The organism is Geminicoccaceae bacterium, from assembly GCA_020638465.1.
Classification (GTDB): Bacteria; Pseudomonadota; Alphaproteobacteria; order Geminicoccales; family Geminicoccaceae; genus JAGREO01.
In genome coordinates this window covers 1,615,959-1,641,921 of sequence record JACKIM010000001.1, presented here as the reverse complement: position 1 = coordinate 1,641,921, position 25,963 = coordinate 1,615,959, and the positions used below count along the sequence as shown (strand labels likewise).

22 protein-coding genes are annotated in these 25,963 nt (G+C 60.9%); 7 read left to right on the top strand and 15 right to left on the bottom strand.

Going from position 1 to position 25,963, the window contains the following annotated elements; translation table 11 throughout:
- Window positions 1-247 precede the first annotated feature (247 nt).
- The 11 genes from H6851_07855 to H6851_07805 form a co-directional block, all read right to left on the bottom strand.
- Window positions 248-1,816: a gamma-glutamyltransferase family protein gene (locus H6851_07855; protein MCB9943519.1), complete on the bottom strand. Its 1,569-nt coding sequence runs from the start codon at window positions 1,814-1,816 to the stop codon at window positions 248-250.
- Window positions 1,817-1,821: 5 nt separating this feature from the next.
- Window positions 1,822-2,562 carry a DUF2877 domain-containing protein gene (locus tag H6851_07850; protein ID MCB9943518.1) on the bottom strand — a complete coding sequence of 247 codons (741 nt, stop codon included), beginning with the start codon at window positions 2,560-2,562 and terminating at the stop codon, window positions 1,822-1,824.
- A complete protein-coding gene (locus H6851_07845; protein MCB9943517.1) occupies window positions 2,513-3,487 on the bottom strand; it encodes a carbamate kinase in 975 nt (324 codons plus the stop codon). Before H6851_07845 ends, H6851_07850 begins: the two co-directional genes overlap by 50 nt.
- Window positions 3,477-4,961 (bottom strand): acyl-CoA synthetase FdrA, encoded by a 1,485-nt coding sequence (gene fdrA, locus H6851_07840; protein ID MCB9943516.1) that lies wholly within the window; start codon window positions 4,959-4,961, stop codon window positions 3,477-3,479. Before fdrA ends, H6851_07845 begins: the two co-directional genes overlap by 11 nt.
- Window positions 4,958-6,166: a DUF1116 domain-containing protein gene (locus H6851_07835; protein ID MCB9943515.1), complete on the bottom strand. Its 1,209-nt coding sequence runs from the start codon at window positions 6,164-6,166 to the stop codon at window positions 4,958-4,960. The genes fdrA and H6851_07835 overlap by 4 nt, the downstream gene beginning before the upstream one ends.
- A gap of 282 nt (window positions 6,167-6,448) precedes the next feature.
- Window positions 6,449-7,507: a lysophospholipid acyltransferase family protein gene (locus H6851_07830; GenBank protein ID MCB9943514.1), complete on the bottom strand. Its 1,059-nt coding sequence runs from the start codon at window positions 7,505-7,507 to the stop codon at window positions 6,449-6,451.
- 146 nt (window positions 7,508-7,653) lie between these two features.
- Window positions 7,654-9,963, bottom strand: coding sequence for an FAD-dependent oxidoreductase (locus H6851_07825; GenBank protein MCB9943513.1), 2,310 nt, complete (start codon window positions 9,961-9,963; stop codon window positions 7,654-7,656).
- A gap of 169 nt (window positions 9,964-10,132) precedes the next feature.
- A complete protein-coding gene (locus tag H6851_07820; GenBank protein MCB9943512.1) occupies window positions 10,133-10,945 on the bottom strand; it encodes an ABC transporter ATP-binding protein in 813 nt (270 codons plus the stop codon).
- Between the two features lie 8 nt (window positions 10,946-10,953).
- Window positions 10,954-11,793, bottom strand: coding sequence for an ABC transporter permease (locus H6851_07815; protein MCB9943511.1), 840 nt, complete (start codon window positions 11,791-11,793; stop codon window positions 10,954-10,956).
- 95 nt (window positions 11,794-11,888) lie between these two features.
- A complete protein-coding gene (locus H6851_07810) occupies window positions 11,889-12,914 on the bottom strand; it encodes an ABC transporter substrate-binding protein (GenBank protein MCB9943510.1) in 1,026 nt (341 codons plus the stop codon).
- Between the two features lie 39 nt (window positions 12,915-12,953).
- Entirely contained in the window at window positions 12,954-14,210 is a 1,257-nt protein-coding gene (locus tag H6851_07805) for an FAD-binding oxidoreductase (GenBank protein MCB9943509.1), read from the bottom strand.
- A 158-nt stretch (window positions 14,211-14,368) separates the two neighbouring features.
- On the opposite strand from H6851_07805, the gene H6851_07800 reads away from it, so the two are divergent.
- From H6851_07800 to H6851_07785, 4 genes are all read left to right on the top strand, one after another.
- Window positions 14,369-15,280, top strand: coding sequence for a helix-turn-helix transcriptional regulator (locus H6851_07800; protein MCB9943508.1), 912 nt, complete (start codon window positions 14,369-14,371; stop codon window positions 15,278-15,280).
- 225 nt (window positions 15,281-15,505) lie between these two features.
- Window positions 15,506-16,339: an aldo/keto reductase gene (locus tag H6851_07795; protein MCB9943507.1), complete on the top strand. Its 834-nt coding sequence runs from the start codon at window positions 15,506-15,508 to the stop codon at window positions 16,337-16,339.
- A 111-nt stretch (window positions 16,340-16,450) separates the two neighbouring features.
- Window positions 16,451-18,001: a hypothetical protein gene (locus H6851_07790; GenBank protein ID MCB9943506.1), complete on the top strand. Its 1,551-nt coding sequence runs from the start codon at window positions 16,451-16,453 to the stop codon at window positions 17,999-18,001.
- Window positions 18,002-18,112: 111 nt separating this feature from the next.
- A complete protein-coding gene (locus H6851_07785; GenBank protein ID MCB9943505.1) occupies window positions 18,113-18,865 on the top strand; it encodes a sulfite exporter TauE/SafE family protein in 753 nt (250 codons plus the stop codon).
- A gap of 79 nt (window positions 18,866-18,944) precedes the next feature.
- Here the strand turns inward: H6851_07785 and H6851_07780 are convergent, their stop codons facing one another.
- Complete coding sequence (locus tag H6851_07780) at window positions 18,945-19,676, bottom strand: SDR family oxidoreductase (protein ID MCB9943504.1); 732 nt, start codon at window positions 19,674-19,676, stop codon at window positions 18,945-18,947.
- A 16-nt stretch (window positions 19,677-19,692) separates the two neighbouring features.
- Window positions 19,693-21,741 carry a S9 family peptidase gene (locus H6851_07775; protein MCB9943503.1) on the bottom strand — a complete coding sequence of 683 codons (2,049 nt, stop codon included), beginning with the start codon at window positions 21,739-21,741 and terminating at the stop codon, window positions 19,693-19,695.
- Between the two features lie 125 nt (window positions 21,742-21,866).
- Between H6851_07775 and H6851_07770 the strand changes: the two genes are divergently transcribed.
- Together H6851_07770 and H6851_07765 are read left to right on the top strand one after the other, a co-directional pair.
- Window positions 21,867-22,784 (top strand): cation diffusion facilitator family transporter, encoded by a 918-nt coding sequence (locus H6851_07770; GenBank protein ID MCB9943502.1) that lies wholly within the window; start codon window positions 21,867-21,869, stop codon window positions 22,782-22,784.
- The gene (locus H6851_07765; protein MCB9943501.1) at window positions 22,784-23,407 is read left to right on the top strand and encodes a class I SAM-dependent methyltransferase; all 624 of its coding nucleotides are present in this window, start codon (window positions 22,784-22,786) and stop codon (window positions 23,405-23,407) included. The genes H6851_07770 and H6851_07765 overlap by 1 nt, the downstream gene beginning before the upstream one ends.
- A gap of 35 nt (window positions 23,408-23,442) precedes the next feature.
- On the opposite strand, the gene H6851_07760 is transcribed toward H6851_07765, so the two are convergent.
- Together H6851_07760 and H6851_07755 are read right to left on the bottom strand one after the other, a co-directional pair.
- On the bottom strand, window positions 23,443-23,814 hold the full coding sequence (locus H6851_07760; GenBank protein ID MCB9943500.1) for a DUF2237 domain-containing protein: 372 nt from the start codon (window positions 23,812-23,814) through the stop codon (window positions 23,443-23,445).
- Window positions 23,811-24,827: an NADP-dependent oxidoreductase gene (locus tag H6851_07755; protein MCB9943499.1), complete on the bottom strand. Its 1,017-nt coding sequence runs from the start codon at window positions 24,825-24,827 to the stop codon at window positions 23,811-23,813. The genes H6851_07760 and H6851_07755 overlap by 4 nt, the downstream gene beginning before the upstream one ends.
- A gap of 175 nt (window positions 24,828-25,002) precedes the next feature.
- Between H6851_07755 and H6851_07750 the strand changes: the two genes are divergently transcribed.
- Window positions 25,003-25,926: a hypothetical protein gene (locus H6851_07750; GenBank protein MCB9943498.1), complete on the top strand. Its 924-nt coding sequence runs from the start codon at window positions 25,003-25,005 to the stop codon at window positions 25,924-25,926.
- The last annotated feature ends 37 nt before the right edge of the window (window positions 25,927-25,963 follow it).

Genomic DNA, 25,963 nt, shown 5'->3' with positions numbered 1-25,963 from the left:
AATCAGATTCAGATGCGCGGCAATGCGGTGAACCATCCGGGGCCGAACGCTCTTGGCAACACCGACGAAAATTCGGCATTTCGGCCAGAGCTGCGACAATTTGTACCAGTGACAGATGCCACATCTTGATCATCGGAAATTTGATATCTGTCGCCCAACGCCATTCGATGATTTTCTTAATATCGCGATAGTCTCATCTCATCGAATCATGTCCGGAAGGATCGTCCTGAATGACCTTGCGGCGGCTTCAACAGGCTGCGACCGCACCATCCGAACGAGGGTCCGCTGCTCCCTCCAGCAGTCCGTCCGGATGAAGAACGATGCCGCCGGCATGTCCCATGATCTCCTCGTATTCACCCACCACCAGCAGGTCGTGTCCGGCCTTGCGCATGGCCTCGATCAGTTCGGGAGCGAAGCGGCCTTCCATGCGCAACTTGGCGGTATCCTCGCCCCATGTCCGGCCGAGCAGCCAGCGCGGCGCCGTGACGGCCTGCTGAATCGGCTGGCCGAACATGGCGTGGCGGCTGAATACGGCAGCCTGCGTCTGCGGCTGTCCTTCGCCGCCCATGGTCCCGTAGACCATCCTGCGCCCGTCCGACAGCGACGCCATGGCCGGCTGGATGGTGTGAAACGGCCTTCGATAGGGCAGCAGATGATTGTGATGGACCGTGTCCAGCGAAAACGAGGTCCCGCGGTTCTGCCACGAAACGCCGCTCCCCGGGAGCACGACACCCGAGCCGAATTCCCAGTAGATCGACTGTATCATGCTGACGGCCCGACCATCGCGATCGACGGCACCGAGCCAGACGGTATCTCCTCCAACCGGTGCATCCGGCCATGGGGCAGCTTTCCTCATGTCGACAGAATCCGCGAGTGCGTCGAGTCGGCCGGAATCGAGGAAAGCCGTGGCCGGCTCACCCATGAAGGCAGGATCGGTGACATATCGGTCACGTACACGGAACGCGGCCTTGGTCGATTCGACCAACCCGTGAACATGCGCGAAGCTCTCCCCTTCGGTCACGCCGAGGCGGGCGAATGTTCCCAGCAGCAGCAACGAGGCGAGCCCCTGGGTGGGGGGTGGCATGTTGTATACAGTGTGTCCCGCCACATCGAGGGCAAGCGGTTCCACATCCAGCGCACGATGCCGCTCAAGGTCGGCCAAGCGCAGAGGGCTGCCGATGGCTTCGAGATCCCCCGCCATCGCGCGGGCGAGGTCGCCACGGTAGAAATCGTCCAGACCGGATCGGGCCAGATGCTCGAACGTGGCGGCCAGCTTCGGCAGGTGCAGCCGGCTGCCCTGCATGCAGTCTCCGTAGGTGTCGAGGAAACCCGGCACATCCACGAGCTGATCGCGCTTGGATGCCGCATTGTCGGCCAGTGTAGCGGTTACGGCAACACCATCGCGGGCAAGATGAATGGCATCCTCGAACAGGCGCGAGAGGGGCAGGCGTCCCCGCGCAAGCTCGTGGGCCCGGGCCCAGCCCGACACCGCCCCGGCGACGGTCAGTGCGGCGAGGGGACCGCGGCTGGGAATGGCATCATACCCCTGCGCCCTGTAGAAATCGATGCTGGCCATGCCGGCCGCCGCGCCGCATGCATCGATGCCGACAGGAGCCTGGCCGGGTTCCGCTATCAACCAGAAATTATCGCCACCGGGAGCGTTCATATGCGGGTAGACGACCGTGATCACCGCCGCGGCGGCCAGCATCGCCTCGACCGCATTACCTCCCTCCTGGAGCACCCGAAGGCCGGCACGGGCAGCCAGATGGTGAGGAGCGGTGACCATGCCACCATAGGCACAAACGGATTGCAGCATCGTCTTCAGACCTTCATGCAGGCAGTGGGATCGGCGGCCCAGGCGACCAGCGCCTGTTTTATGCCCGTGAGCGTGCTTCGCCCCGAGCTGTGACCGACCGCATCGAGACCGGCCATGGCCGGTGCAAGGTCGCTGTAGCTGTATTCAGGATCGAGCAGAGCCGCCAGTGCCGCATGCACCGGCGCACTGGCATAGCCATGGGCGGCCGCACGCAGATGGGCGAGCGAAATGGCATGAGTCCGTTCAGCGGCGGCGGCGAGCACGGGCGTCGCATCGAAACGGGCACCGACCGCGCGCCATGCCAGCATCATCCCGGCAATGATATCATCGCCGTCCGGAGTCAGTCCCTCTCCGCGTCCCAGCAGCGACAGCCCGCCGGAAGCGACCGGAACATCGCGGCACCGTCCGGCCACAAGCTGCATACAGCCCTGTATACAGTCCGGCGACGGCCATGGGTCGGGGTGCCAACGACGAGCAGACCGGCCATCGAGCCAGACGTCGGCTCCCGCGGCGGGCAATCTCCGGCAACGCATGTTGATCGCGCCATCATACAGCGCAGGGTCGGTGATACAGACGAGTTCCCCGTCGACCGCGACATAGGCGCTGCGCTCGAAACGGGCCATGACCCGGCCCTGTATACAGCCGTTCGGGCGAGCGTCGAGGATGCACGCGGCCAGAGGGCCGACGCTGATGGCTTCAAGGATCATCGGCAAAGACATGGGTGCCGCTACGGCCTTCCAGCGCATCCATGCACTCCTCAAGATGGCCGATGACCACGTGATCGCCGCCGCCTTCGAGGAAGCGGATGGCCGCCTCGACCTTGGGGCCCATGGAACCCGCCGGGAATTGTCCGTCCGCATGCAACTGCCTGAGTTCGCGCAGACCGACCCGTTCGAGATCGCGCTGGCCGGGCTTGCCCCAGTCCACCGCGACCCGGCGCACAGCCGTGAGGATCATCAGCGTGTCAATGCCCAGCACGTTGGCCATGTGAGCCGAACTCAGGTCCTTGTCGACAACGGCCTGGACACCGTGCCGTACGCCCTTGGGTCCCCGCACCACGGGGATCCCGCCACCACCACCCGCGATCACGACAGTTCCCCGCCGGGCCAGTACCTGCACCAGCGAGATATCGCAGATGTGCCGCGGCTTGGGGGATGGCACGACATGTCGCCAGCCGCGTCCGGCGTCCTCGCGCATCTCCCAGCCGAGCTCGGCGGAGACGGCCCTTGCCTGTTCCTCGCTGAAGAACGGACCGATGGGCTTTGTCGGATTGGAGAATGCCGGATCGTCGGGATCGACCTCGACCTGGGTAAGCAGGCAGGCGACATGCCTCCCACTGTCGGCCTCCCGCAGGGCATTTTCCAGCGCCTGCATGAGGAGATAGGCGATGCCGCCCTGACTGTGGGCGACGCAGATATCCAGCGGCATCGGGGCAATACGATCACGTGTCAGAACCTGGCGCATGAGGATCTTGCCTACAACGGGACCGTTGCCATGCGTGATGATCAACTCGCCATCCATGAGGGCCAGGGGCAGGAGAGCCTTCGCTGTCCTTTCCGCGACGGCCTTCTGTTCGGCGGAAGTCCCCTCGATGTCGTCCGGATGGGTCGCATTGCCCCCGATGGCGATCAGCAACCGTCCGGGAATGCCATCGGAACGGTTACCTGCCATGGGTCTGGTCCAGATGGGCGCAAGCGGCCTCGGCGGCATCCGCATTGGACGGTTGCACCTCGACACCGACAGCCTCGAGCCTGGCAATCTGGCCCGCCAGTCCCTGAGGATCTTCGTCCGTGCCCGTCACCGAGGCCACCACCACGGGTCCCGGCCCGCGATGCCGCTTCAGCACATCTGCGACAGCACCTGCCGGATCGGCATGGCCGCCATGGCCCAGCACGACATCAATGAGCACGACGGCATTGGCGGGATCGCGCAAGGCGGCGGCAAGGGGTTCGTCCCGCACCGACGGATCGATCATCGGATGGGGGCGCCCACGGGTGTATTCGTCATCGCCAAGGTCGAGCAACAGATGACCCGGCCCGCCGGTCGCCGAAGCACCGGGTACGGGAACGTTGGATGCGACCGCAAGCCCTGCACGCTGGAGGATGATCTGCGCTTCGGCACAAAGTGTGCCGCCAGCAAAAAGCCCGACGATCCTCCCGGCCGAACCACCACCGTGGCCGGGTTGACGAGGTGCCGAAACGGTCCTGCCGAGCGCAAGCAACGCGGCGTCACGCAAGGTGGAGGCGGCCACGGCGTTGGTGGGCAAATCGATACCGTCACTGCCGAGGAAACAGATGACGAACCGCTTGCCGCTTTCCGCGACACGCCGGCGCACGGTCTGGACGACGCTGGCGGCAGGCGGTTTTGAAACGAGCACGATAGTCTCCGTGCCCGGATCGCGGTCGAGCATGTCCATGGCCATCAGCGTCGTGATGCCCCCGACAGCTTCCTTGAGATCCCGGCCGCCCGTTCCGATCGCATGGCTGATGCCGCCGCCATGCCGGGCGATGAGACAACTCACTTCCTGCGTGCCCGTCCCCGACGCCCCGACAATCCCGATGGATCCGCGGGGCACCCGGTTGGCAAAACACAAAGGGGCTCCTCCGATGATGGCCGTGCCGCAGTCCGGCCCCATCACCAGCCGGCCCATCGCGCGGGCTTCGGTCTTGAGCTCGACCTCGTCCCCGATCGGTACATTGTCCGAGAAGATCATCACGTCGAGACCGCGTCCGAGCGCCTTGCGCGCTTCGGCCACTGCATATTCGCCCGGCACCGAGATAAGCGCGAGATTGAGCGATGGCCGCGCTGCCTGTGCAGCCCGCAGGCTCCGCGGCCGCCACTGCGCCGCTTCCGCATTGGACCGTCTGGGCCGGTCGAGCAGCGCTTCAGCCTCCCTCAACACCTGATGGGCCACAGCCTCGTCACGCGCACGCACAGCCAGCACCAGATCGCTTGCGGCCGCCATATCGCCTTCGGCGGCAAGGACGCCCGCATGCCTCATGATTTCCCTGTTGGCTGGCGTCGCCATCATCAAGGCGGCATCCTCGACCCCATCCATGCCGGCTATCTCGCGCGACATGCGCATGAGTCCGACCGAATCGAGGTAGAAACCCTTGCGGACCAGATTGACGATCACGGCCATCAGCGCACTCCCATCCGATCGGCGAAAGCCCGCACGGCCTGTGTGAAACAGGCGAGGGGCGCGTTGACGACACCCGCACCGACCTGCCCGACGCCGGGTTTCCTGTGGGCGATGCCGGTATTGATGGTGGGCGTGATGCCACTGTCCGCGACGAGGCGGATGTCGATACCCGTGGGAACTCCCTGATAGTCCAGGGATGGAATCGTCCATTCGGGGTTCGAGGCCAGGGTGATTTCACCCATCTCTCGCGTAAAGATTGCCGCATCGGCCGCCGAACCGGCACCCACGAAACCTGCCACGGCCGGCGAGGCGGCCATGGCGAAGCCACCCAGTCCGATCGTTTCGACGATGGTCGAATCACCCATGTCGGGATTGGCATCAGCCTCCGTGTAGCCGGGAAAGTAGAGGCCGCGCGGCTGCTCGACCGGAGCCGTGAACCATTCGTCGCCGCACCCCGAAACGCGGATGCCGAAATCGGTACCGTTGCGGCACATGGCCGTGACCACGCTCGACCCCTCGATATCACGCACCGGGTCCATGATCGCCTTGCCGAGCGCCATCGCGATATTGAGGAAGAACTGGTCGTTGGAAGCGATGAACGCGAGCGCCCGTGCCAGTTCTTCGCGAGCGCCCGAGGTCCGCGCGAGAACAGGAGCGAGCGCCCGCAGGAAAAGGCCGGAACAGGCGACATTGCGCTGGTGCATCTCGTCACCCATGGTCAGGCCGCGCGCGACGAGGTTCTTCAAGGGAACGCCTCCGCATTCGCGCAGGGCACGCCCCAGCGCCGGTCCCAGCACATCGCGCAGCCAGCGCAGGCGGTCCAGCACCTCATCGTCATTGCCACCGAACCGCATGACCTTTCCAAGCCCTTCATTCACGGTGCAGTAGGCGCGGTTGCCGAACTTCCGGTTCTCGACCACCATCACCCACTGGCTTTTGGTGGTCATGCCCGTCATCGGCCCCACCGCATCGTGGTGATGATTCGGCTCGAAAACGAAGGCCCCCTCACCGGCGAGCCCCTCGGCTTCGGCCAGATCCCTCGCCCATCCCTCGAATACGGCAATACCCGTGACGGCACCGCGCATCGGCCCGCACATCCGCTCCCAACCGATCGGCGGGCCGGCATGGAGAATCATACGGTCAGCCAGATGCGGCATGACGGATGCCGCGGGAACGACGTCGACAAGTACCGGATCGGCCGCGAGCATGCGTGCAAGAGCCTCGCCATTGGCGGCTTCGATCCTGCCGGCGATGCCTGCCCCTGCTGTCTGTGGCTGTACCAACCGTGCCTCCCCTCCTGACTGTCACCCTGCCGTCTACCGAAGCGGCGCCTTCATTGCAGATCGTTCCGTGCCGCCGCGTCAAGGCTGACACAGAAGCCAAGGAACCGCCCGTGGTGGCATTGTGCGCCATCTCACTTGCGCGAGGGAGAGGGTTATCACAAGAAAATCGAAGAAACAGATCCCGGAATGACGATGGAAACCATCGGATCAGACGACGATCTCCGGCGGCTTGTCCATGCCGGCGGCAATCCCTCTGCGGGCCGGTTTCGAGATCGAGCTCGACCAACGCCGCTTCACGCAGCACCAGTCTTCTGGCCTGGCACGGACCCATTCCTCGAACCGCTCATGCACCTTGCACATCAGGGAATGCGCTGCCTCATGGTCACCGGCAATGTCGGGGTCCGGATAGACAGGCCGACCAAGCGTGAGACGGAAATGCGCACCATCCAGCCGCTCGATCCGGGTCGGCACCACCCCGGTACCCAGCTTGCAGGCGATGCGCGCAGGTATGGTCGTGGTCTGCGCATCGTGGCCGAAGAAGGGTACGGGATCGCCCCCGTCGATCCGGTGATCGACGAACAGACCGACGCCGCGCCCCTGCCGCAGCGCCGCAATCATCTTGCGCGGCACATCCCGGACATGGATGAAACCGCAGGGCATCCGGTTGCGATGCGAGGCGATCATGGCCTCGAATGCGGAATGTTTCTGCTCCGCAAAAATCACATCCAGAGGAAAATTGCCAAGCGCTCCCGCAAGCGCCGGAAGATTCCAGTTGGCCTGATGCATGGCGAGAAACACCATGCCAACCGGCGCATTGCGGATATCCTCAAGCGGTCCCTCGCTCACCAGCGTCACCCGGGCACCTTCACCCATGCGGCAAAGTTCATCGATATGGGGATATTCTGCCAGCACGCGGCCAATCTGGCGCCAGGTCTTGTGGGCCGTCTCCTCGATCCAACCCTGGTCGCGATCCGGAAAGACGATCTTCAGGTTGCGCATCACGTGCTTGTTCTTGCGAAGCCGGCGACCGACCACACCACCAAACACGGCACCCAGATCCGATGCACGATCGATGCCGATGGCCCGCGACACCAGCCATAGGGTGCGTATCGTGGCCATTTCCACCAACCTCAACCCGAGGTCGACGAAGCGATACCTGTCCGCGAGATCCTTGAATTTTGGATGAATATAGAGGCGTGCCATATCCTGCTCGATCGTGAGCTCTTTCCCGTTACGCGGAAATTCCCCGCCGCGCGTCCAACTCACCACTCCATTTCGCACAAATTTGAACTGTCACGCAACAGAGGCCTGTCACCGTGCGGCACAAATCACGGAACGGATACGCAAAGCGCCACAGGGCCATGATGCCGCCCCCCTGCCCCCGATCCCCGACGGCATCGAAGAAAACTGCATCACCCAAATATAATATCGGCGGGAAACTGCTCCATGGCCACTTCTATTGACAGGTTCCCTTCCCTCGCACTTGCCAAGACAGCTCCAAATCCGACTGCTGCATTCCGGCTTGCCGAATAGCCCGCTCGCAGGATATGCCCCACCATCCGGTCGCCTGACCAGATCGGCTCATAGCCAAACAGGCGAGGACCTGAACTTCTCAAGGCAAGCGTGACGGGCAATCGACCGCACTGTTCCTCCATTGCCGCTGCGGCATGCTTTCCGGCAAACTCAATGGATGTTTCCCAGTTCACGCAGCCGGCAAGCCCATTCGCATTGATTGAGAGCATGGGATCGATCTTCATCTCCCGATGTGGTGCACCAGCTTCGATCATGAGACCTAGCCGTGCATTGCGTCCCAGGAAAGTCAGCGGTGCGACAGCTTCCGCCTGCACAAGTTGATCATAGACGCACTGCGCAAATTCCGTTGGCACCAATACCTGCCAGGTGGCAAACGGGCTTTCCGGAAACCCGATCACGATCGAGCGCGAATATCCGAAATCGCACACCGCACTTTCGCCGGGTCCTGGCAGCTCCCGTACCCCGACGGAGCGAAGCAGGGATCCGGCCGCTCCGCCCGTCAGCGAGAAGATTGCAAAGCCCGACGATGCGTCGAACAACGAGGCATGGGTTCCCTCAAGCCCGGCTTCCAGGAGGTTCAATGCCCGTGTCTGCTGCAAAGCGTCCGCCAGCACGTGAAAGTGTTGATCGCCCAGCCGGATGATGTCAGCGACGAATTCAATCCTGCCGAGGCCGTTCAGGAACGGAACCAGGCGATGCCGCCCGACCTCCTCAGGAAGCGGCCCCGCCGCCAGTCGCGCAAGCGTGGCTCCGGCATCCCTGCCCTTGACGATCAGATTCGTATGGCTGCTGAGATCCGAAAAGGATGCACCGTCTTCAAGAGACCTTTGTTCGTCGAGCATCGAGGAAAACATCTCATGCCGCGAGATGTCGCGCTGAGCCTCCCGGACCACGAAACAGGACGGAACTTCCCACCCCGCCATGACTTCGAAAACCGCGCCCACCGCGGCCATGCGATCATGCACAGGTGAATGGCGCACATTCCGTGCAGCCTTCGGCTGATACTCGGGAGAAAGGATGGCGAAGAGGGCGCCGCCTGTCTCGGTCACCTTGTCGAACAGATAGCGCTTGTTGACTTCAAACGCCATCGTTCGACGGATGTCACAATCCCACATGTCGAGACCAGGACTGCCCTCATCCAGCCAGCAGGCAATTTCGCGACCAATTCCCCCCGAGGATCCAATTCCGACACCGCTCATCCCGGTGGCGACGATACAGCCACCAAGCCCCGGCGGTTCGCCAAGTAGATACCGGGAGTCGGGAGCAACGGATTCCGGTCCGGTCAGAAACTTGCGGATACCGATATCAGCCATCGCCGGTATCCGGTGGAGGAGATGGGCGAACATCTGCTCGAAGCGATCCGGCTCACCGTCGAGTTCGTCGAACTCGAAATCACCGGGGATTCCATCATACCCCCACGGCTTTTCAGGGAAGGCCGTGGCACCGATGGCAAGCTGCCTTGCATCTTCCCGAGCGAGCAGGCCACACTCGAAGTCACGCAATATCGGAAGCCCGGGCACGATGTCGTCGATCGGCTCGGTGACCATGTAGGATTGCTCGACCGCCATCAGCGGAATGTCGATATTCGACGCGCGGCCCAATTCCCAGGACCATAGCCCTGACGCGATGACAACCTTCTCTGCCCTGATAAGTCCATCTCCGGTTCGCACGCCTGTGACACGGCCCTTGTCGCTCTCGATCGAAATGACAGGAGTCTGCTCGTAGATCTTTACACCCCTCATCCGCGCCGCTCTTGCGTAAGCCTGAAGCGTGTCGAGTGGGTTGACCTGGCCTTCCGCCGGCATCGAGAACACGGAAATGACGTCCTCCATGCTGGCCAGCGGCCAGAGGCGCTTCGCCTCGGTCACACTGATCTCGTGCAGTTCCAGCCCCGTCGGCTTCATCATCGAGACAACCTGACGCAATTGTAGAAGATGCGCCTCGGACGTCGCCAGAATCAATGACCCGTTTTGCTTGAAACCGGTCGAGAGTCCGGTCTCGGCCTCAAGTTGCCTCAGGACCTTGTTCGTGTGCAGCGCCAGCCTGGTCATGTTCGGACTGCTGCGGATGAGCCCGATCAGTCCGTGTGAGTGCCATGTCGTGCCGCAGCCAAGCGTCCTGCGCTCAAGGACAATGATATCCTGCCATCCACGCTCCGCCAGATGATAAGCTGCGGAACAGCCGATCACCCCTCCGCCTACGACAACAACCCGAGCACTGGCGTCCGTCTTGGGCCTTTCAGATGTACCGGCATTCGACATGGCGAGACCTTTCGTTCCCGAAGAGAATTGAGGCAAACCTTTCCAGATCGTCACGGCGACGCACACATGGCCGATTCCGATTCAAGGAGCGACGTGACTAATCCAGATCCTCCCCGACAATCTGTGCCAGGATCTTCTCCCGGAGCTCGATGAAGTCAGGACGCGACTTCACAGCGCGCGCGCCAAGATCATGCTCGGCATACATGCGTGAAAACGGCGCCGGATGTTGCTCCAGCACCCGGCCGGGTGAAGCCGCCATCACCACAATCGAGGTTGCGCAGAAAACGGCTTCCTCGACGTCATGGGTGATGAACAGTACGGTTTTTCCGGTTTCGTGCCAGATCCGGACGATTTCGCGCTGCATGCGATCCCGCGTCAGGGCATCCAGCGCACCGAAAGGTTCGTCTACGAGCAGGATGCTGGTGTCGTTGGCAAGCGCGCGAGCGAGCGAGACCCGTTGCTGCATGCCACCGGATAACTCATAGGAATGACTTTTCTGAACGTGCGACAGGCCGACAAGATCCAGATATTTCTGCACCGTTTCATGCCGTTCCGCTTTTGGAACACCGCGCGCTTTCGGTCCCAGTTCGACATTTTCGTAAACGTTCAACCACTGAAACAATGCGGGCTGCTGGAGCACAACCGTCCTGTCCGCGCCGGGCTTGCGAATTTCCTCTCCGTTCAGCTTGGCCGACCCGGAGGTTGGCTGGAGGAATCCTGCAATGACGTGCAGGAGCGTGCTTTTCCCGCAGCCGGAGGGACCGACCACCGCAATGAACTCACCCTGACGGACATCGAGGTTTACGGCCCTGAGCGCCTCGGCCTTGTCGAAGCGCACCGAAAGGTCGCGAATGCTAAGCAGCTCTTTCCCCGAGTCGGGCTCGAAGATAACGGGATTGGAGAAGCTCATCGTCGAATTCATCCTTTCCCAGCCCACGGCACAACGACGCGCTCGATCGCCGAGGCCGCCTTGTCCAGCAGCAGCGCGATCGCACCGATGACGAAAATGCCCATGAATACATATTCCGTCCGTAGATACTGGCTTGAATTCAGAATGATGAAGCCTACTCCCCTTGAAGCTGCGACAATTTCCGCCGCGACCAGTGATCCAAACGTTACGCCTATGGTCAGCCGTGCGGCGGTGAAAAGTGCCGGCAACGTCGATGGAAAAATCACCGACCAGAAAACCTGCCGTTCGGAGAGCCCCAGCGATCGCGCGACCCTGAGATGACTTTCCTGAACACTGCGCACCGCAGCAGCGGCCGAAACGACCATCACCGGAAAGCCGGTCAGGAAAAGCAGCACCACCTTGGACATCTCGCCGATACCGAACCACAACACCAAAAGCATGTAATATCCAAGTGGCGGCAACGGCCGGAAGAACTGCACGAACGGATCTATGATTGCATTGGCCGTGTCGCTTCGCCCCATCATGAGGCCCACAGGTACACCGATAACGATGGCCGCGGTAAAACCGGAAAATACCCGGAACAGGCTGTAAGCCACGTGCGCGGCCAGAGTGTGCCCCCTGTAGCCGTCAACTTGCGCATCGACGAGTGAAGCCCATACTGCCGCGGGCGACGGCAGGAATGTGGGCGAAATGACGCCGGAATTCGCAATGATTGTCCAGACAGCAAAGAACACGAAAACACTGGCGGCACTGATTATGAAATTGCGGGCTCTTCTCAGCACACCAGATCTTTTCAGATACCGATCGGATACTTGTACCGCATCGGTCGTCGTATCTGCTGCTGACATCGGCATCCTCTCCTGTTGTCGTCGTGCAACTGTCGCGATAGTGACGGGACCAGGCGAGTATCTCCGCCCGGTCCTCAGTTATGTCCGCAGGCTTCCTATTTGTAGGGAGGTACCTTTGCAGTTTCCAGGAAGCTCGCATCAATTGCATTGGCGATTTCATCAGGAGTTGGCGCCCTCGCGATCAGCTTGTTATTCGCCAGGAACTCGCCGATGCGCAGACTTGCCTTCTTGATTGTTTCCGCATCATTGCCAAACCACTGATCACTGGTCAGGGTTTCCAAATCCGGAAATGACGTTGCCGGCGGAAGTGCCGTGTCCCTGAACTGATCGGGCGTCAGCTCGTATTCCGCCATCATCGAGTCATAGGCTCCAGCCCCATTGTCGTTGACCCAGTTCACGGCACGCAGATTCTGCTCCACCCAGCCCGTGACCAGATCGGGATGCCCGGTTGCGAACGAATCCGTCACGAGCCCCACATCGCCCGCGAAATAACCCAGTTTTGCAAGATCGCTGTCATTGAGAATCAGCTTTCCGTCCTGAGCCATCAGTTCCGTCAGGATCGGCGACCAGATATAGGCAGCATCGATCTGTCCGGTGGACCAGGCGGCAACGATGGGCTGCGGTTGAAGGTTGACGAGCGTGACATCGTCAGGGGAAACGCCGTTCTCCTTCAGCGCCGCTTGCAACATGTAATCGGCACCGGATCCGAACGGCACGCCGATCCTCTTGCCTTCCAGGTCTGCTATTGCCTCGATTCCCGAGTCTTTTTGCACGGCCAGACCGGACATTGAGCCTGGCACATCGTAAAGCATGATGAGGCGATACGGGATTCCCTGGGCTATGCCGGACACGAAGACAGGCAGCCCGACCAGACCGATATCGATGGCACCGGCCGCGAAAGCCGTATTGACATCACCGCCGGAACTGAAATTCCCCCACTCGACATTCGCGCCGGTCGCCTCTTCGTACCAACCCTCGCGTTTCATTGCGCCCTGCGGAATCGCAACTAAAGGCTGGTAGGCAATCCTGACATCGGCCGCTCCTGCAGGATCCGATGCCATCAAACTCATTCCAAGCATAGCCAGGCATGCCGTTGCCTGGATCTTCCTCAACAAGTTCATAGCCATTCTCCTCATGGGTTGCCGTGAAAGTCGGAAAAATCAGGAGGTCGGGACATGCACGCCCATATTCCTAAAACCTTCGAAGGGGTTGTCGCTGCTCAGATCGAGCGCGAAGTCCTCGTGATCGTCGAAACGACCGACCGCATATGCCGAAACATCCACAAGCGGCTCTTTCCCGAGTGCCAGATGCGCCAATGCTTCGCCCACACCGGGACCACGCTGGACCCCGTAGCCTGTAAGGCCACAGCCAACCCAAAGGCCGTCAATGCCTGGAAATGCGCCCAGCAAGGGATGGTTGTCCGGAGTGCCATCCAACAGCCCGGCCCAATGACCGACTATACCGCGGATATCATAGCCTGAGTAGCGATGCCGAAGCTGTGCCAGCACGCTAGCTTGCTGTTGCAGCGTTTCCGCCTTGAATTCCTCGTCGCGCTCGATCAATTCAACCGTACTCGAACGCATGACGTTCTCTGATCTGGATATCGGCGCCTGATATTCGCCGGCCGTGTTTGCGGCCATGATCGTACCGGGATTGCGTGGAATGGCGATGACGCCAAGAACGCCGTCGAGCAGCGAAGGAACCTGCGACCACAAGTCCCTGCGTCCGATCGTCATTACGCTATTATGCGTCACTGCGTGCGTTAACGCGAGATCGAGCCCCGCCGTCTGCAACAATTTCCGCGACCAGACCCCAGCCGCGACAATGACACGATCCGTTTCGATAATGTCATCGTTCGACAACGAGACGCCGCGGATCCTGTTGCCCGCGATCTTCAGCCCGGTCGCCGCACAACCTTCCCAGATCGTCCCGCCGGCTTTGCGAAAGAATCCCGCCAGCGCCCAACTCAGGGCTGGCGGGTAAAGCACACCATCCTCCCTGGTAAAGAGTGCTCGATCGATATCGGTGACATTCATCTCCGGGAAACGTGCCTTCAGCTCGTTCCGCGACAACTCGACCGCATCGATCCCGATGGTGCGCAGATGCCTGCCATAGGCCGAGACAATCTCGCCATCAGCACCCCCGACAACCGTAAGCCGCCCGACCGGATAGAGGTCGAATACACCGTTCGTGGTCGTGGCAAGCCGCTTGACGATGCTTCGAGTACGCTGGATCAGGTCCGAATCCGTGGCGTACCAGCGCTGGGTATGGACCGATCCGGTTCCAAGGCCGGACCCGCCTGATGCGATCACCTTGTTTTCAAGTAGGGTGACCTTCTCCAGCCCGGATTCGATGAGCGTGAGCGCCGCGCCAAGACCGACAACCCCGCCGCCGATGACCACCGCGTCGCTTTTCATAGGCATTTTTCCTCCTAGAACCCCAAGCAAGTCTAGCGGCTGGTTTCGCCGCCGCAATTTCGCTCTCTTATGTTTATTTGCGCTTGATGGCTGCCAGACGGGGTGTAAAGCTGCTGAAATGGAGGAAGCGGTTTACAGGCGATTGGAGTTGCTGTTCGATGTCAGTCGCAGATCGACATGGAAGTTTGGAGAAGGCTGCTCCGAGTGCGAATGGCAAACCAATACGGGATGTCGATCGACTGCCCGAGAACATTCGCTATCTCTGTTCATTTTATCCGTCTATTTCACATGTTTGCCGGGAAACTCGCATAAACCGGCAACAATTCAATAAATATATAATTGGAAGTGTGCAGCCTTCGATACATCTTTTGCGGAGAATTGCCGATTTTTTTAATCTTAATGTCGATGAAATGTTCCTTCCAACTGATGAATTGCGCATCATCTTTGAAATCAAGAGATCATCTAATTTTAACTTCAAAATCCAAGGTTACGAGAATGGGCCAAACCTGAAGGTCCTGACTGACATCTTGCTGCGAATGTCTCACTCCGACGCAATGACTCTCAGGCGCTATGTTGGATGCTACTTCCGCTACAATTATGCCTTCGATGGTTCCGGGCGCGTCGTTCGCAGCATATTCTTCATTTCGGAATCGAACGGCCTTTTCGTCACGAAGCTGCTTGAACGACTTCAACACCGGTCGAACGGTACAAACGAAATAACCACACACAAATATGCGGGAGTTCTCGTGGCTCTTTCAGGTTGCATATTCAATGTGGAGTATGAAACAATCATGAAAAGTTGCGTGGGCCACGCAGCATTTTCGAACCTTCAGCGTCCAGGACAAAAATATATTGTCGGAATACAAAATTCATACAGTAGCGCGACCGGAAAACCGACTGCTTCGCGCGTCGTTCTGGAACGACACTCAAAGAGGCCCTGCTTGCGTGAAATCATCAACCAGTGCGGAATGTTTCTGCCACGCAGCCCCGAGATACCCCCACATATTCTACCATTGATAGATAATAGCAATAAACGGGGAACCGACGTCTTTTCACTTTCCAATCTTTGAGTGCATGATCCAACAAATTCGAAGTCGACCGCAAGGTATCGAAGATCCCCTTCGAGCATTTACCACGTTTGCGCACAAAATTCAGGACAGTCTCCCTGAACCCGCTGTCACCCGAGATCAGGCGTAGCTCCGCCACATCGGGGTAAATTTACCGTCGGTTCTGATTTCCGATCATGGGCAACACGTGGCAGAATGAGACGTCGTGATTTCGGGGAGTCATGCCAGATGCATCAGATCACTTTCGCCAACCGCCGCACCGTCCCGGCCCTCGGCCAGGGCACATGGTTCATGGGCGAGCGCAATGACCGGCGCGCGACCGAGATCCGGGCCCTCCGACATGGCATCGATCTCGGCATGACACTGATCGACACTGCCGAGATGTATGCCGAAGGTGGAGCGGAACGGGTGGTCGGAGAGGCCATTCGCGGAATACGCGACCGGGTCTTCATCGTCAGCAAGGTCTATCCCCACAATGCCAGCAGGCGCGGTGTGGAGGAAGCCTGCGCGCGCAGCCTCGCCCGACTGGGCACCGATCACATCGATCTCTACCTGCTCCACTGGCGGGGCAGCCATCCGCTGGCCGAAACCGTAGCGGGCTTCGAACATCTGTGCGCCACCGGACATATCGGCGCCTGGGGCGTGAGCAATCTCGACATCGACGACATGGAGGAGCTCTCGGGTATCGGCAGCGGCGATCGCTGTGCTGCCGACCAGATCCTCTACAACATCACGAGACGAGGGCCGGAATGGGATCTCCTTCCATGGTGCCAGGATCGCGGCATGCCGCTCATGGCCTACAGCCCGATCGAGCAGGGGCGCCTCCCCGCGGGCACCGCACTCGACATCGTTGCCCGCAACCATGGCGTGGACCGTCATGCCATAGCACTTGCCTGGGTGCTTGCCCGTCCAGGCGTGATCGCCATCCCCAAATCCGCGAACGTCAGGCATGTCGAGGCCAACCGCGCCGCCGCCGACCTCGTGCTTCAACCGGATGATCTCGCCCTGCTCGACCGCGATTTCCCGCCGCCGCGCCGTGCGGAACCGCTGGAGATGCTGTAGCAGCCTACCCTGACGACACCGCCTGCGGTCGAACCGCCGCCCCGGTTTACCGTTCGTTAACGCCAAGGCGTCACTATGCAGTTGACTTTCTCAGTTAGCTGCAGGTCTCCCATGCGAATCGTAAATGATCGGCGCGGCGTAGTCGCTGTCCTCGTTGCCATCGTGTTACCCATCATCATCGGTTTCATGGGACTGGGATTCGATGCCGTCCGCGGCATGCTCGTGCAGCAAAGGATACAACAATCGGTCGATGCGGCATCGCTTGCCGGCGCCTCCTCACTGGCGACCGAGGATGAGCGCAGGACCCTGGCCGAAAACGTTTTCGCCTCGAACTATGGCACGGGCTTCCTCGCCCCGCCGGTCGAACCGGTCATCACCTTCAGCAACGATGGCGAAATCACCGTCACGGGCTCGGCGACCTTCGACACCTATTTCATGCGGCTCTTCAAGACCAACTCGCTGGAGATCAACGCATCGAGCCGATCCCGTCGCGCTCTTCTCGACATCGAGGTGGCACTGGTCGTGGACATAAGCGGCTCGATGTACGCCAACGCCGGAAACGGCATGACCAGGATCGAAGCACTGCGGGCAGCAGCGGCCGACCTTGTCGATATCATGGAACAGAACAAGCCTTCCGGCACCCGGTTGCGGTTCGCCATCGTCCCCTACAATGTCGTGGTCAACATCGGAACGGCCAATACCGCATACGTGACGGGAACCAATCACGCACTGTTCGCCGGCACCAACTGGGTCGGCTGCGTGCAGGAACGGGCAGTGCCCGATCATATCAGCGACCGGTACGACAGCCTCGCAACCGACAGTTCCGGCCGCTGGCATGCCTATATCTGGCCACCCGAACCGAACACCCCCGCGGGCAGTTGCAACAACCCCGGGCAGGGAGGCAATGGCAGTTATGAAACCGTGGATCCAGAACAGGCAAAGCCCGCCTTTACGGTCTCAACACAAGGCCCGAACCTGAACTGCCCGCGACAGCCCATCAAGCCATTGACCGACAATCTTACGACGGTACGCCAGTCGATCCGATATCTCTATGCCGCCTACAACAAGGGCACGGTCATAGCGCCGGGAGTAAGCTGGGGGCTGCGCGTCCTGTCTCCTTCAGCGCCATTCACCGAGGGGGCGGCCTATTCTCCGGGAACCCGCAAGATCATGATCGTACTGACGGATGGCGAGCAGATCAACGACGGCAAGGCACCCAATTGCCCCACGGCCCAGAACAGCGGAACGCCCTACCAGTTCGATCCGGCGTCCTTCGGTATGTCCGGCTCCCGTCTCCAGACGAATGGCCCTGCCGACATCTGGACGGCCTACGGATATCTTGAGGACAGCCAGCCGTTCAGCGGCCTGACCAGCAGCACCGGCGTCAGCTATACCGGGAAATCGGCCGTCGAACAGTTCGACCTGCTGCTCATCGATGCCTGCAAGGCAGTCAAGGACGCCGGTGCAGCCGTTGACGGCGCCATCGAGGTCTTCACCGTGACCTTCGGCAACGATGCCGGTCCGTCGACATCGGTCTCCAATGCGATGCGGGCATGCGCCACGGATGACGACCACTACCAGCATGCACCCAACACCAACAAGCTGCGCGACGCCTTCGGCGACATCGCGAAGCAGATCTCGAAAGTGCGTCTTTCAGGCTGATGTCGGGCATCGGCTTTTCCGGTTGGCGGTAAAACCCTCACCCGGCCACGGCCTCGCTTGACAGGCCCGGCACACGGGTTTGACGTTGCGCCTCCATGTCAAAGAGGTCGCATGCTCGACAATCCGCAGTTCTATTTCGCTGCCATCCCCGCCCTGCTGATCTTCGGCATCTCCAAGGGTGGTTTCGGCGGTGGGCTCGGCATCGTCGCCGTTCCGCTGATGGCCCTGGTGATCCCGCCGGCACAGGCTGCGGCCCTGCTGCTGCCGCTGCTGTGCCTGATGGACCTCATCGGCATCGGCCGTTACAGGCGTGACTGGGATCGCCATTCGCTCAAGTGCATGCTGCCCGGTGCCGTGGTCGGGATCGCCATCGGCAGCCTGGCTTTCGGCTATCTGTCGGAGCACGTGGTCCGCCTGTTGCTGGGCCTTGTCGCGGTCTCATTCTGCGCGAACTATTTCCTGCGCGGAGGAAACAGGCGTGCGGCACAGCCCCCCAATGCCATGGCGGGCGCCTTCTGGGGCATGCTCGCGGGCATCACCAGCACGATTGCCCATGCCGGCGGACCGCCCGCCAACATGTATCTCCTGCCGCGCAAGCTCGACAAGACGCTGTTCGTCGGGACCATGGTGGTCCTGTTTGCCGCCATCAACGCCTGCAAGATCCCGCCCTACATCGCGCTCGGCCTTTACGATCCCGCGATCCTGTGGGCTTGCCTTGCCCTCTCGCCGGTCGCTGCCCTGGGCATGCTGCTCGGCATCCGCCTGCACGGCATGGTCAACGAACTCCTGTTCTACAGGATCTGCTATGTTCTCGTGCTGTTGACCGGCCTCAAGCTGATCACGGACGGACTGGCCGGCCTGTAACACGGCACAGGATGCGAAGATCTCGTCAAGGCACCCCGGCCCGTCCGAACCGGGGTACATGCCCTTCAACCGGAAAGACCTAGACTGCGATACCACCGTCGATGATGTTGACGGTGCCGGTGGTGTAGCTGCTCTCGTCGGAAGCCAGGTAGAGGGCGAGGTTGGCGATTTCGGCAGCCGTGCCAAGGCGACCCATCGGCTGGCGGGCGATGAAGGCGGCGCGGGCCTTGTCATAGTCGCCCTGCGAATGGATACGTTCTTCAAGCGAAGGCGTTTCCACGGTTCCAGGACAGATCGCGTTGCAGCGGATCCCCTTCTGCACGAAGTCGATGGCAATCGACTTGGTCAGACCGATCACGGCGGCCTTGGTCGTCCCGTAGACAAAGCGGTTGACGATGCCCTTGGGCGCACCGGCGACCGAGCTCATGTTGACGATCGAGCCGCCACCACCCGCGATCATGGCCGGCAGGAAAGCCTTGCACATGCGGTACATGGCCCGGACATTGAGATCGTTGGAGAAGTCCCAGTCTTTCTCGCTACATTCGAGAATGGTGCCGTGATGCACAAATCCCGCACAGTTGAACAGGACGTCGACCGTTCCCAGCTCGGCGGCAATCTCCTCAATGGCCGCGGCATCCAGGACGTCGAGCTTGCGGGTCTCGCAGCCGCGCACGGAAGCAAGGGCTGCTTCGTTGATATCCGTGGCGATCACTGTCGCCCCCTCGGCGGCGAAGAGTTCGGCGCTTGCCTTGCCGATGCCCTGGCCCGCTGCCGTGACGAGTGCCTTCTTGCCCTTCAGACGATCACCCATGTGATGATTCCTCCCCTCACAAATCGCTGCATTTCAAGACGAAGGTGTAGATCTCCGCAAGCTCCTTCAGCGCGTCGAAGCGGCCGGACGCACCGAAATGTCCCGCGCCCATGTTGATCTTGAAGAAAAGCGGATTGTCATTGGTCCGGCTGGACCGCAAGGCGGCAACCCACTTGGCCGGTTCCCAATAGGTGACGCGGGGATCGCTGATGCCGGCGGTGATCAGGATCGGCGGATAGTCCTGGGCCGTGACGTTGTCATACGGCGAATAGCTCCGGATAAGTTCGAAATCCTCCCGACTGGTGACAGGATTGCCCCATTCCGGCCACTCGATGGGCGTCAGCGGCAGGGACTCGTCGAGCATGGTGTTGAGCACATCGACAAACGGTACCTGGGCCACGACAGCACCCCACAATTCAGGTCGCATGTTGGCCACGGCGCCCATCAACATGCCGCCGGCGCTCCCCCCCGCGATGGTTATCTGCCCCGGCGCGACATAGCCGTCCCCGATCAGCTTCTCCGCACATGCAATAAAGTCGACGAACGTATTAGGCTTTCTCGCCAGCTTGCCGTCTTCGTACCAGCCGTAGCCCAGTTCACTGCCACCGCGAACGTGAGCGATCGCACAGGCGAAACCGCGATCGAGAAGGCTCAGGCGATTGGGGTTGAAGTTCGGATCGGAGCTCATGCCGTAGGAGCCATAGCCGTAGAGATATGCCCGCCCCTTGCCGTTCTTCTCGAAGTCGCGACGGTGGACGATGGAGATCGGAACGTCCGTGCCATCGGGCGATTTCGCCCAGATGCGGTGACTTTCATAGAGTGAGGGATCGTAGCCTGAAGGGATCTCCTGCACCTTGCGAATGTCAAGCTCGCGACGGTCGATACAGTAATCGTAGACGGTACCGGGCGTGATCATCGAACTGAACGCCATGCGGATGCTTTCCGTCTCGAACTCGCGATTGTCGCCGAGAACCGCCGTGTACACCTCCTCGCCAAAATCGACGCTGTGTTCGCTGCTGCCGTCATAGCTGCGGATGCGGATGTTGGAGAGACCGTCCACGCGCTCGCTGATGACGAGGAAACCGGCGAAGCAGGATGCATCGAGCAGATAGTGATGATCCGACCCGGCGATCTCCTCGCGCCACGCCGCCTCGCAAGGATCGTCGACGGGAGCGCTGACAAGACGGAAGTTCCGGTGCCGGTCGTTGGTCAGGATCCAGAACCGGCCATGGGCGTGGTCGACATCATACCGGTGGCCATCACGCCGGGGGGATATCGTGCGAGGTGCCGACAGGGGGACATTCGCATCGATCAGGAGGGCTTCCCGGGTCACATGGGTGCCACTGTAGATGATGATCCAGCGGCGATCGGAGGTGCGTGACAGACTTACGAAATAGGCGGGATCGCCCTCCTCGAAGACGATCCGGTCCTCAAGTTCGTCCTCTCCGAGGCGATGGGCCCTGACCCGGAACGGTCGCAGGTTGTCGTTCAACTCCACATAGAAAAGGACAGTACCATCGGCCGACCAGAGGACTCCACCCGACGTGTTGTGCACATGATCGAGACTTTCCTCGTCCGTCTCCAGATTGCGGAAGTGAACGACATAACGTTCGGAACCATCGTCATCCGTGGAATAGGCCACCAGCCGATGATCGGGACTGACGGCGATGCTCCGCAGGTTGAAATAATCCTTGCCCGCAGCCAGTGACACCTCGTCGACCATCACCTCCTCGTCACCGCCTTCCCTCGGGGTCCGGAACCATGTGCGATACTGGGCACCCGGCCTGAAGCGCCAGCCATAGGAAAAAGGTCCATGTGGCACCGGTACCGACGAATCGTCGTCCTTGATCCGCCCCTTCAACTCCCGATGAAGATCTTCGACAAAGTGCCGGTGCGGCGCCATGGCATTCTGGAACCAGGCATTTTCGGCCTTCAGATAGTCGAGGATCTCGTTGTCGGCGACCTCGGGATAGCGGGGATCGCGCAGCCATGCGTAATCGTCGCTCCAGCGAAAACCATGGCGTTCGATGACCACGGGTTTCTTCACGGCAACGGGAGCAAGCATGTCGATCCTCTGAACTGGCGTCGGCGGGTTGGGACTGCTTCAACACCATGGGCCGTTCTGTCAAGATTTGCGCTGTCGCCATTTCTGCCGTAGATCGCAGGCCCAAACGAGCTTCGGGAGTCGTGATGGACGGAAATGCCCTGAGACGGATCGCTGCGAAAGCCAGCCTGGGACTGGCCCTGTTCCTCACCCTTCTCAAGCTTGCTGCGGCGATCGCGACAGGTTCGCTCGCCATTCTGACCTCGCTGATCGACAGTCTCGCCGACATCGTGGCATCCGCCATCACCTGGTTTTCCGTGCGGGTCAGCCAGCAGCCGCCCGATCGCACCCACCGGTTCGGCCACGGCAAGGCGGAGAGTCTCTCCGCACTGGCGCAGGCCGCACTCGTTTCCGGTACAGCACTGTTCGTGCTGATCGAAGCCGTCCAGCGCTTCATCGAACCCGTTGCCATGCGGGCATCGACCATCGGCTATTCGGTGATGGCGGTGGCCATCGTCCTGACCTTCGTTCTCGTCGCCTTTCAGCGTCATGTGATCCGCAGGACGGGCTCCAAGGCCATCGCGGCAGACAGCCTGCACTACAGCGCCGACCTGATGACCAACGTTGCCGTACTCGTATCGATCTGGGGATCGTCGACGCTGGGCTGGACATGGGTCGATCCGATCACGGCCCTGCTGATCGCCAGCTACCTGCTCTATCATGCGGTAGCCATAGGCCGCGGCGCCGTCGATGTGCTGATGGATCATGAATTGTCCGGCGACAAGCGGGAAGCCATCAAGAGAATCATCAGCCACCATCCGGCAGTCGAGGACCTGCACGACCTGAGGACCCGCGAGGCCGGATCGACCCAGTTCATCGAGATGCACATCGAACTCGATGGCGAAATGACGGTCAACGAGGCCCACAAGGTCACCGATGCACTGGAGAGCGAGCTGTTCCGCGCCTTTCCCGATGCCGAAGTGATCATACACCAGGAGCCGGCGGGCATCGAGGATGCGAGACTCGACCATGTCATAGCCGGCCGCACGAGGGAGGGAGTGTGATGTCGCGCAAGCAGCTGTATGGAAAAGCCTACGATCTGGAAGGACCGGACGACGCCCGCGAACTCTACGGGGCATGGGCTGCCGACTACGATGTGGAAATGGTCGAGGACCATGGCTACCGCGCACCGGAGATGCTGGCATCGCTGGTCGACGAGCGGATCGGCGACAAGACGAGCTGGATCGTCGATGTCGGCTGCGGAACGGGTCTCGTCGGGTACCATCTCGGCCGCCGCGGCTTTCGGCATGTCGATGGTGTCGACCTCGTTCAGGAGATGCTCGACCAGGCCGCCGCCAAGGACTGCTACACGAGACTGGTGCGCGGCAACCTTCTGGAACGAATCCCGATCAACGAGAATCGCTACGATGTCGCCGTGAGTGCTGGAACCTTCACCCACCGGCATGTCGGCCCCGACGGGCTCGACGAGGTTGTCCGCGTCGTGCGTCCCGGCGGCAAGGCGCTGATCCTGTGCAACGGCGAGGCGTATGCCGCCGATGGCTACGAGGCAAAGATCGAGGATCTGAAGCGTCTCGGACTGGTTGATGTCACGGAAAGTTCCGACGTTGGCACCATTCTCGACAACGGCATCAGGGGCCAGCTTCTCGTCCTCGACATTCACATCTGACGGATCGGAAATCCGCCTCGGGCGCCACCCGGCACTCAGCTCAGATCGATCGCATGCGCCTTCAGGTCCTTGAGCTGGCAATGGTCGAGCGCGCCCTCGTGGGTGCTGGTGAGCACGACCCGCGGGGCGGAACCGGCCTGCAACGCCTGTTGCCACCTTGGTGCGCACAGGCACCACCTGTCACCTTCCTTCAGGCCGGGAAAGCCAAAGGCTGGCATCGGTGTCGACAGGTCATTGCCTACCGAGCGGCTGTATTCAAGGAATTCGGTCGTCATGACGACGCAGACCGTATGCGAGCCGACATCTTCCTCCCCCGTATTGCAGCACCCGTCGCGGTAGAATCCCGTCAGGGGACGATCAGAACAGGATCGGAGTTCTTCACCCAGCACATTTCTTGCTTCAGTCATAAATCACCCGTTCTGACCAGACGTTTCCCGACATTGTCGCTGTGAAACAGGCCGATCAACGCCTGGGGAAGCTTTTCAAACCCGTCGACAATATCATACCGAGTGCGGATCCTGCCCTCGGACAACCATTGCCCCAGCCGCCGTCGCGCCTCATCGTAGCGGTCGGCATAGTCGATGGCGAGAAATCCACACACATTTGCACGGGCAATCATGATCTGGCGCAGGAACCGTTCGCCCGTGTCGGGTTCCTCGAAGCGCCCGGCCAGGCTGACCTGTCCACAGATGACGATCCTCGCCCCGAAGGCAAGATTCCTCATCACCGCATCGTGCAACGGCCCGGCACTGTTATCGAAAAAGACATCGACGCCATTCGGGCACAGTTCCTTCAGGGCGTCCGCGACATTCCCCACCTCACGATAGGCGATACCGTCGGCAAAGCCGATCTCGCGACAGAACGCCAGCTTTCGCCCGGTGCTGGTCAGGGCGACGGGAGTACCCCCGGCCAGGGCCGCGATCTGGCCGACCAGTTGCCCCACCGATCCGGCAGCCGCCGAAACCACGACACGATCGCCGGCCTTCATCTCCCCCCGGTGAAGCAGGCCGAAATAGGCGGTGACGCCGTTGAGCCCGAGCACGTCCAGCCAGCATTCGATGGGGCCTATCCCAAGGTCCACGCGGCGGAAGTCAGCAGGTGCCAGCACGGCCTGTTCCTGCCAGCCGAAACCGAAATCGCTGACGATCAGATCACCCGGACGAAACCCGTCGAGCGTGCTTTCCTCCACCACCGCGATCGCGCCGCCGACCATGACATCGCCCGGAGCCACACCCGCGGCATAATTTGCCCTGCCGCTGATCCGCCCGCGCATGTAGGGCGCAACATCATGCAGGAGCGCACGCGCGCGAACGGTTCCGGGCCGCAGCACCGGCGCCTCCACCTCGCAAAGCTCCCAGTCATCGGGTACGGGCATGCCTTGCGGATGGGATTTCAACCGCCATTGCCGGATACGCTTCATGCACTCCTCCCTCGATGAACAAGCTGTGCGTCGCGCGGGTCCGAGCGGCAATCTAGATCGAAGATCATGCGGTTGTCATCGACCCGTTGTAGGGGCTACCCCGTGCAGTCAACTGTCAGGAAACGCAATCATGACCCGTATCGTCACAGCGGCCTGCCTCGCCGCATGCATCGGCATGGCCCCTCCGGCCTTCGCCGAAACGTTCAGCTTTGTCGCCATCGGCGACATGCCCTATGGCAAGAAGGCTGATGTCTACCCAAAATACGAATCGCTCATTGCCGAGATCAACAAGCGCGAGCCGGCCTTCACGATCCATATCGGCGACACCAAGTCGGGCTCGGGCGAATGCAGCGACCAGTGGCTGACGGAGCAACTGGGCTTTTTCAACAGCTTCGGCAGCGCGCTGATCTACACGCCCGGCGACAACGAGTGGACCGACTGCTATCGCAAGGCCGCAGGCAGCATGGACCCTCTCGAACGCCTGGCTTTCGTTCGCCAGACATATTTTGCCGATCCGTCGACCAGCCTCGGCGCGAAGCCCATCGAGGTCGAGAGCCAGGCCGTGGTGATGGCCGACAGGTACTCCGGTTATCCGGAAAATGCCCGCTTCGACATGAAGGGCGTGATGATCATGACGACCCATGTCGTCGGATCGAACAATAACTTCGAAATTCGCGACCCGGCTGCCGTCAACGAGTTCTTCGGGCGCAACGAAGCGAACATCGCCTGGCTTGAGGACAGCTTCGACAAGGCCGTCGCGACGAATGCGCGGGCCGTCGTGCTCGCGATGCAGGCCGACATGTTCGAGTTCGATTTCAACGAGTTCGGCAAGGAAGGTTTCCTGCGGCACTCCGGTTTCAAGGATTTCGGCGAAAAACTCGCGAAACGTGCGGCAGCATTCGGCAAGCCGGTACTGCTGGTCTATGGCGACAGCCACATTTACAGGATCGACCGCCCCTTCAAGAATACCGCACCCAACCTGATCGGTCTCGAAGTCTTCGGAGAGAGCGACATGCACGGGGTGCAGATCGACGTCGACACGGATTCGCCCGAAGTATTCGGGTTCCGGCCGATCATGAACCCGGCACTGGTAAAATAGGCTGACGGCTCCGGACCTGGATCCGCACTGGCGGGCG

Excerpts from the sequence above, each read along its gene's own strand:
- H6851_07855 (MCB9943519.1), bottom strand. The coding sequence starts at position 1,816 with ATGCTGCAATCCGTTTGTGCCTATGGTGGCATGGTCACCGCTCCTCAC.
- H6851_07850 (MCB9943518.1), bottom strand. The coding sequence starts at position 2,562 with ATGCGCTGGAAGGCCGTAGCGGCACCCATGTCTTTGCCGATGATCCTT.
- H6851_07845 (MCB9943517.1), bottom strand. The coding sequence starts at position 3,487 with ATGGCAGGTAACCGTTCCGATGGCATTCCCGGACGGTTGCTGATCGCC.
- H6851_07835 (MCB9943515.1), bottom strand. The coding sequence starts at position 6,166 with ATGCTCGCGGCCGATCCGGTACTTGTCGACGTCGTTCCCGCGGCATCC.
- H6851_07820 (MCB9943512.1), bottom strand. The coding sequence starts at position 10,945 with ATGAGCTTCTCCAATCCCGTTATCTTCGAGCCCGACTCGGGGAAAGAG.
- H6851_07815 (MCB9943511.1), bottom strand. The coding sequence starts at position 11,793 with ATGTCAGCAGCAGATACGACGACCGATGCGGTACAAGTATCCGATCGG.
- H6851_07810 (MCB9943510.1), bottom strand. The coding sequence starts at position 12,914 with ATGAACTTGTTGAGGAAGATCCAGGCAACGGCATGCCTGGCTATGCTT.
- H6851_07805 (MCB9943509.1), bottom strand. The coding sequence starts at position 14,210 with ATGAAAAGCGACGCGGTGGTCATCGGCGGCGGGGTTGTCGGTCTTGGC.
- H6851_07800 (MCB9943508.1), top strand. The coding sequence starts at position 14,369 with ATGTCAGTCGCAGATCGACATGGAAGTTTGGAGAAGGCTGCTCCGAGT.
- H6851_07795 (MCB9943507.1), top strand. The coding sequence starts at position 15,506 with ATGCATCAGATCACTTTCGCCAACCGCCGCACCGTCCCGGCCCTCGGC.
- H6851_07790 (MCB9943506.1), top strand. The coding sequence starts at position 16,451 with ATGCGAATCGTAAATGATCGGCGCGGCGTAGTCGCTGTCCTCGTTGCC.
- H6851_07785 (MCB9943505.1), top strand. The coding sequence starts at position 18,113 with ATGCTCGACAATCCGCAGTTCTATTTCGCTGCCATCCCCGCCCTGCTG.
- H6851_07780 (MCB9943504.1), bottom strand. The coding sequence starts at position 19,676 with ATGGGTGATCGTCTGAAGGGCAAGAAGGCACTCGTCACGGCAGCGGGC.
- H6851_07775 (MCB9943503.1), bottom strand. The coding sequence starts at position 21,741 with ATGCTTGCTCCCGTTGCCGTGAAGAAACCCGTGGTCATCGAACGCCAT.
- H6851_07770 (MCB9943502.1), top strand. The coding sequence starts at position 21,867 with ATGGACGGAAATGCCCTGAGACGGATCGCTGCGAAAGCCAGCCTGGGA.
- H6851_07765 (MCB9943501.1), top strand. The coding sequence starts at position 22,784 with ATGTCGCGCAAGCAGCTGTATGGAAAAGCCTACGATCTGGAAGGACCG.
- H6851_07760 (MCB9943500.1), bottom strand. The coding sequence starts at position 23,814 with ATGACTGAAGCAAGAAATGTGCTGGGTGAAGAACTCCGATCCTGTTCT.
- H6851_07755 (MCB9943499.1), bottom strand. The coding sequence starts at position 24,827 with ATGAAGCGTATCCGGCAATGGCGGTTGAAATCCCATCCGCAAGGCATG.
- H6851_07750 (MCB9943498.1), top strand. The coding sequence starts at position 25,003 with ATGGCCCCTCCGGCCTTCGCCGAAACGTTCAGCTTTGTCGCCATCGGC.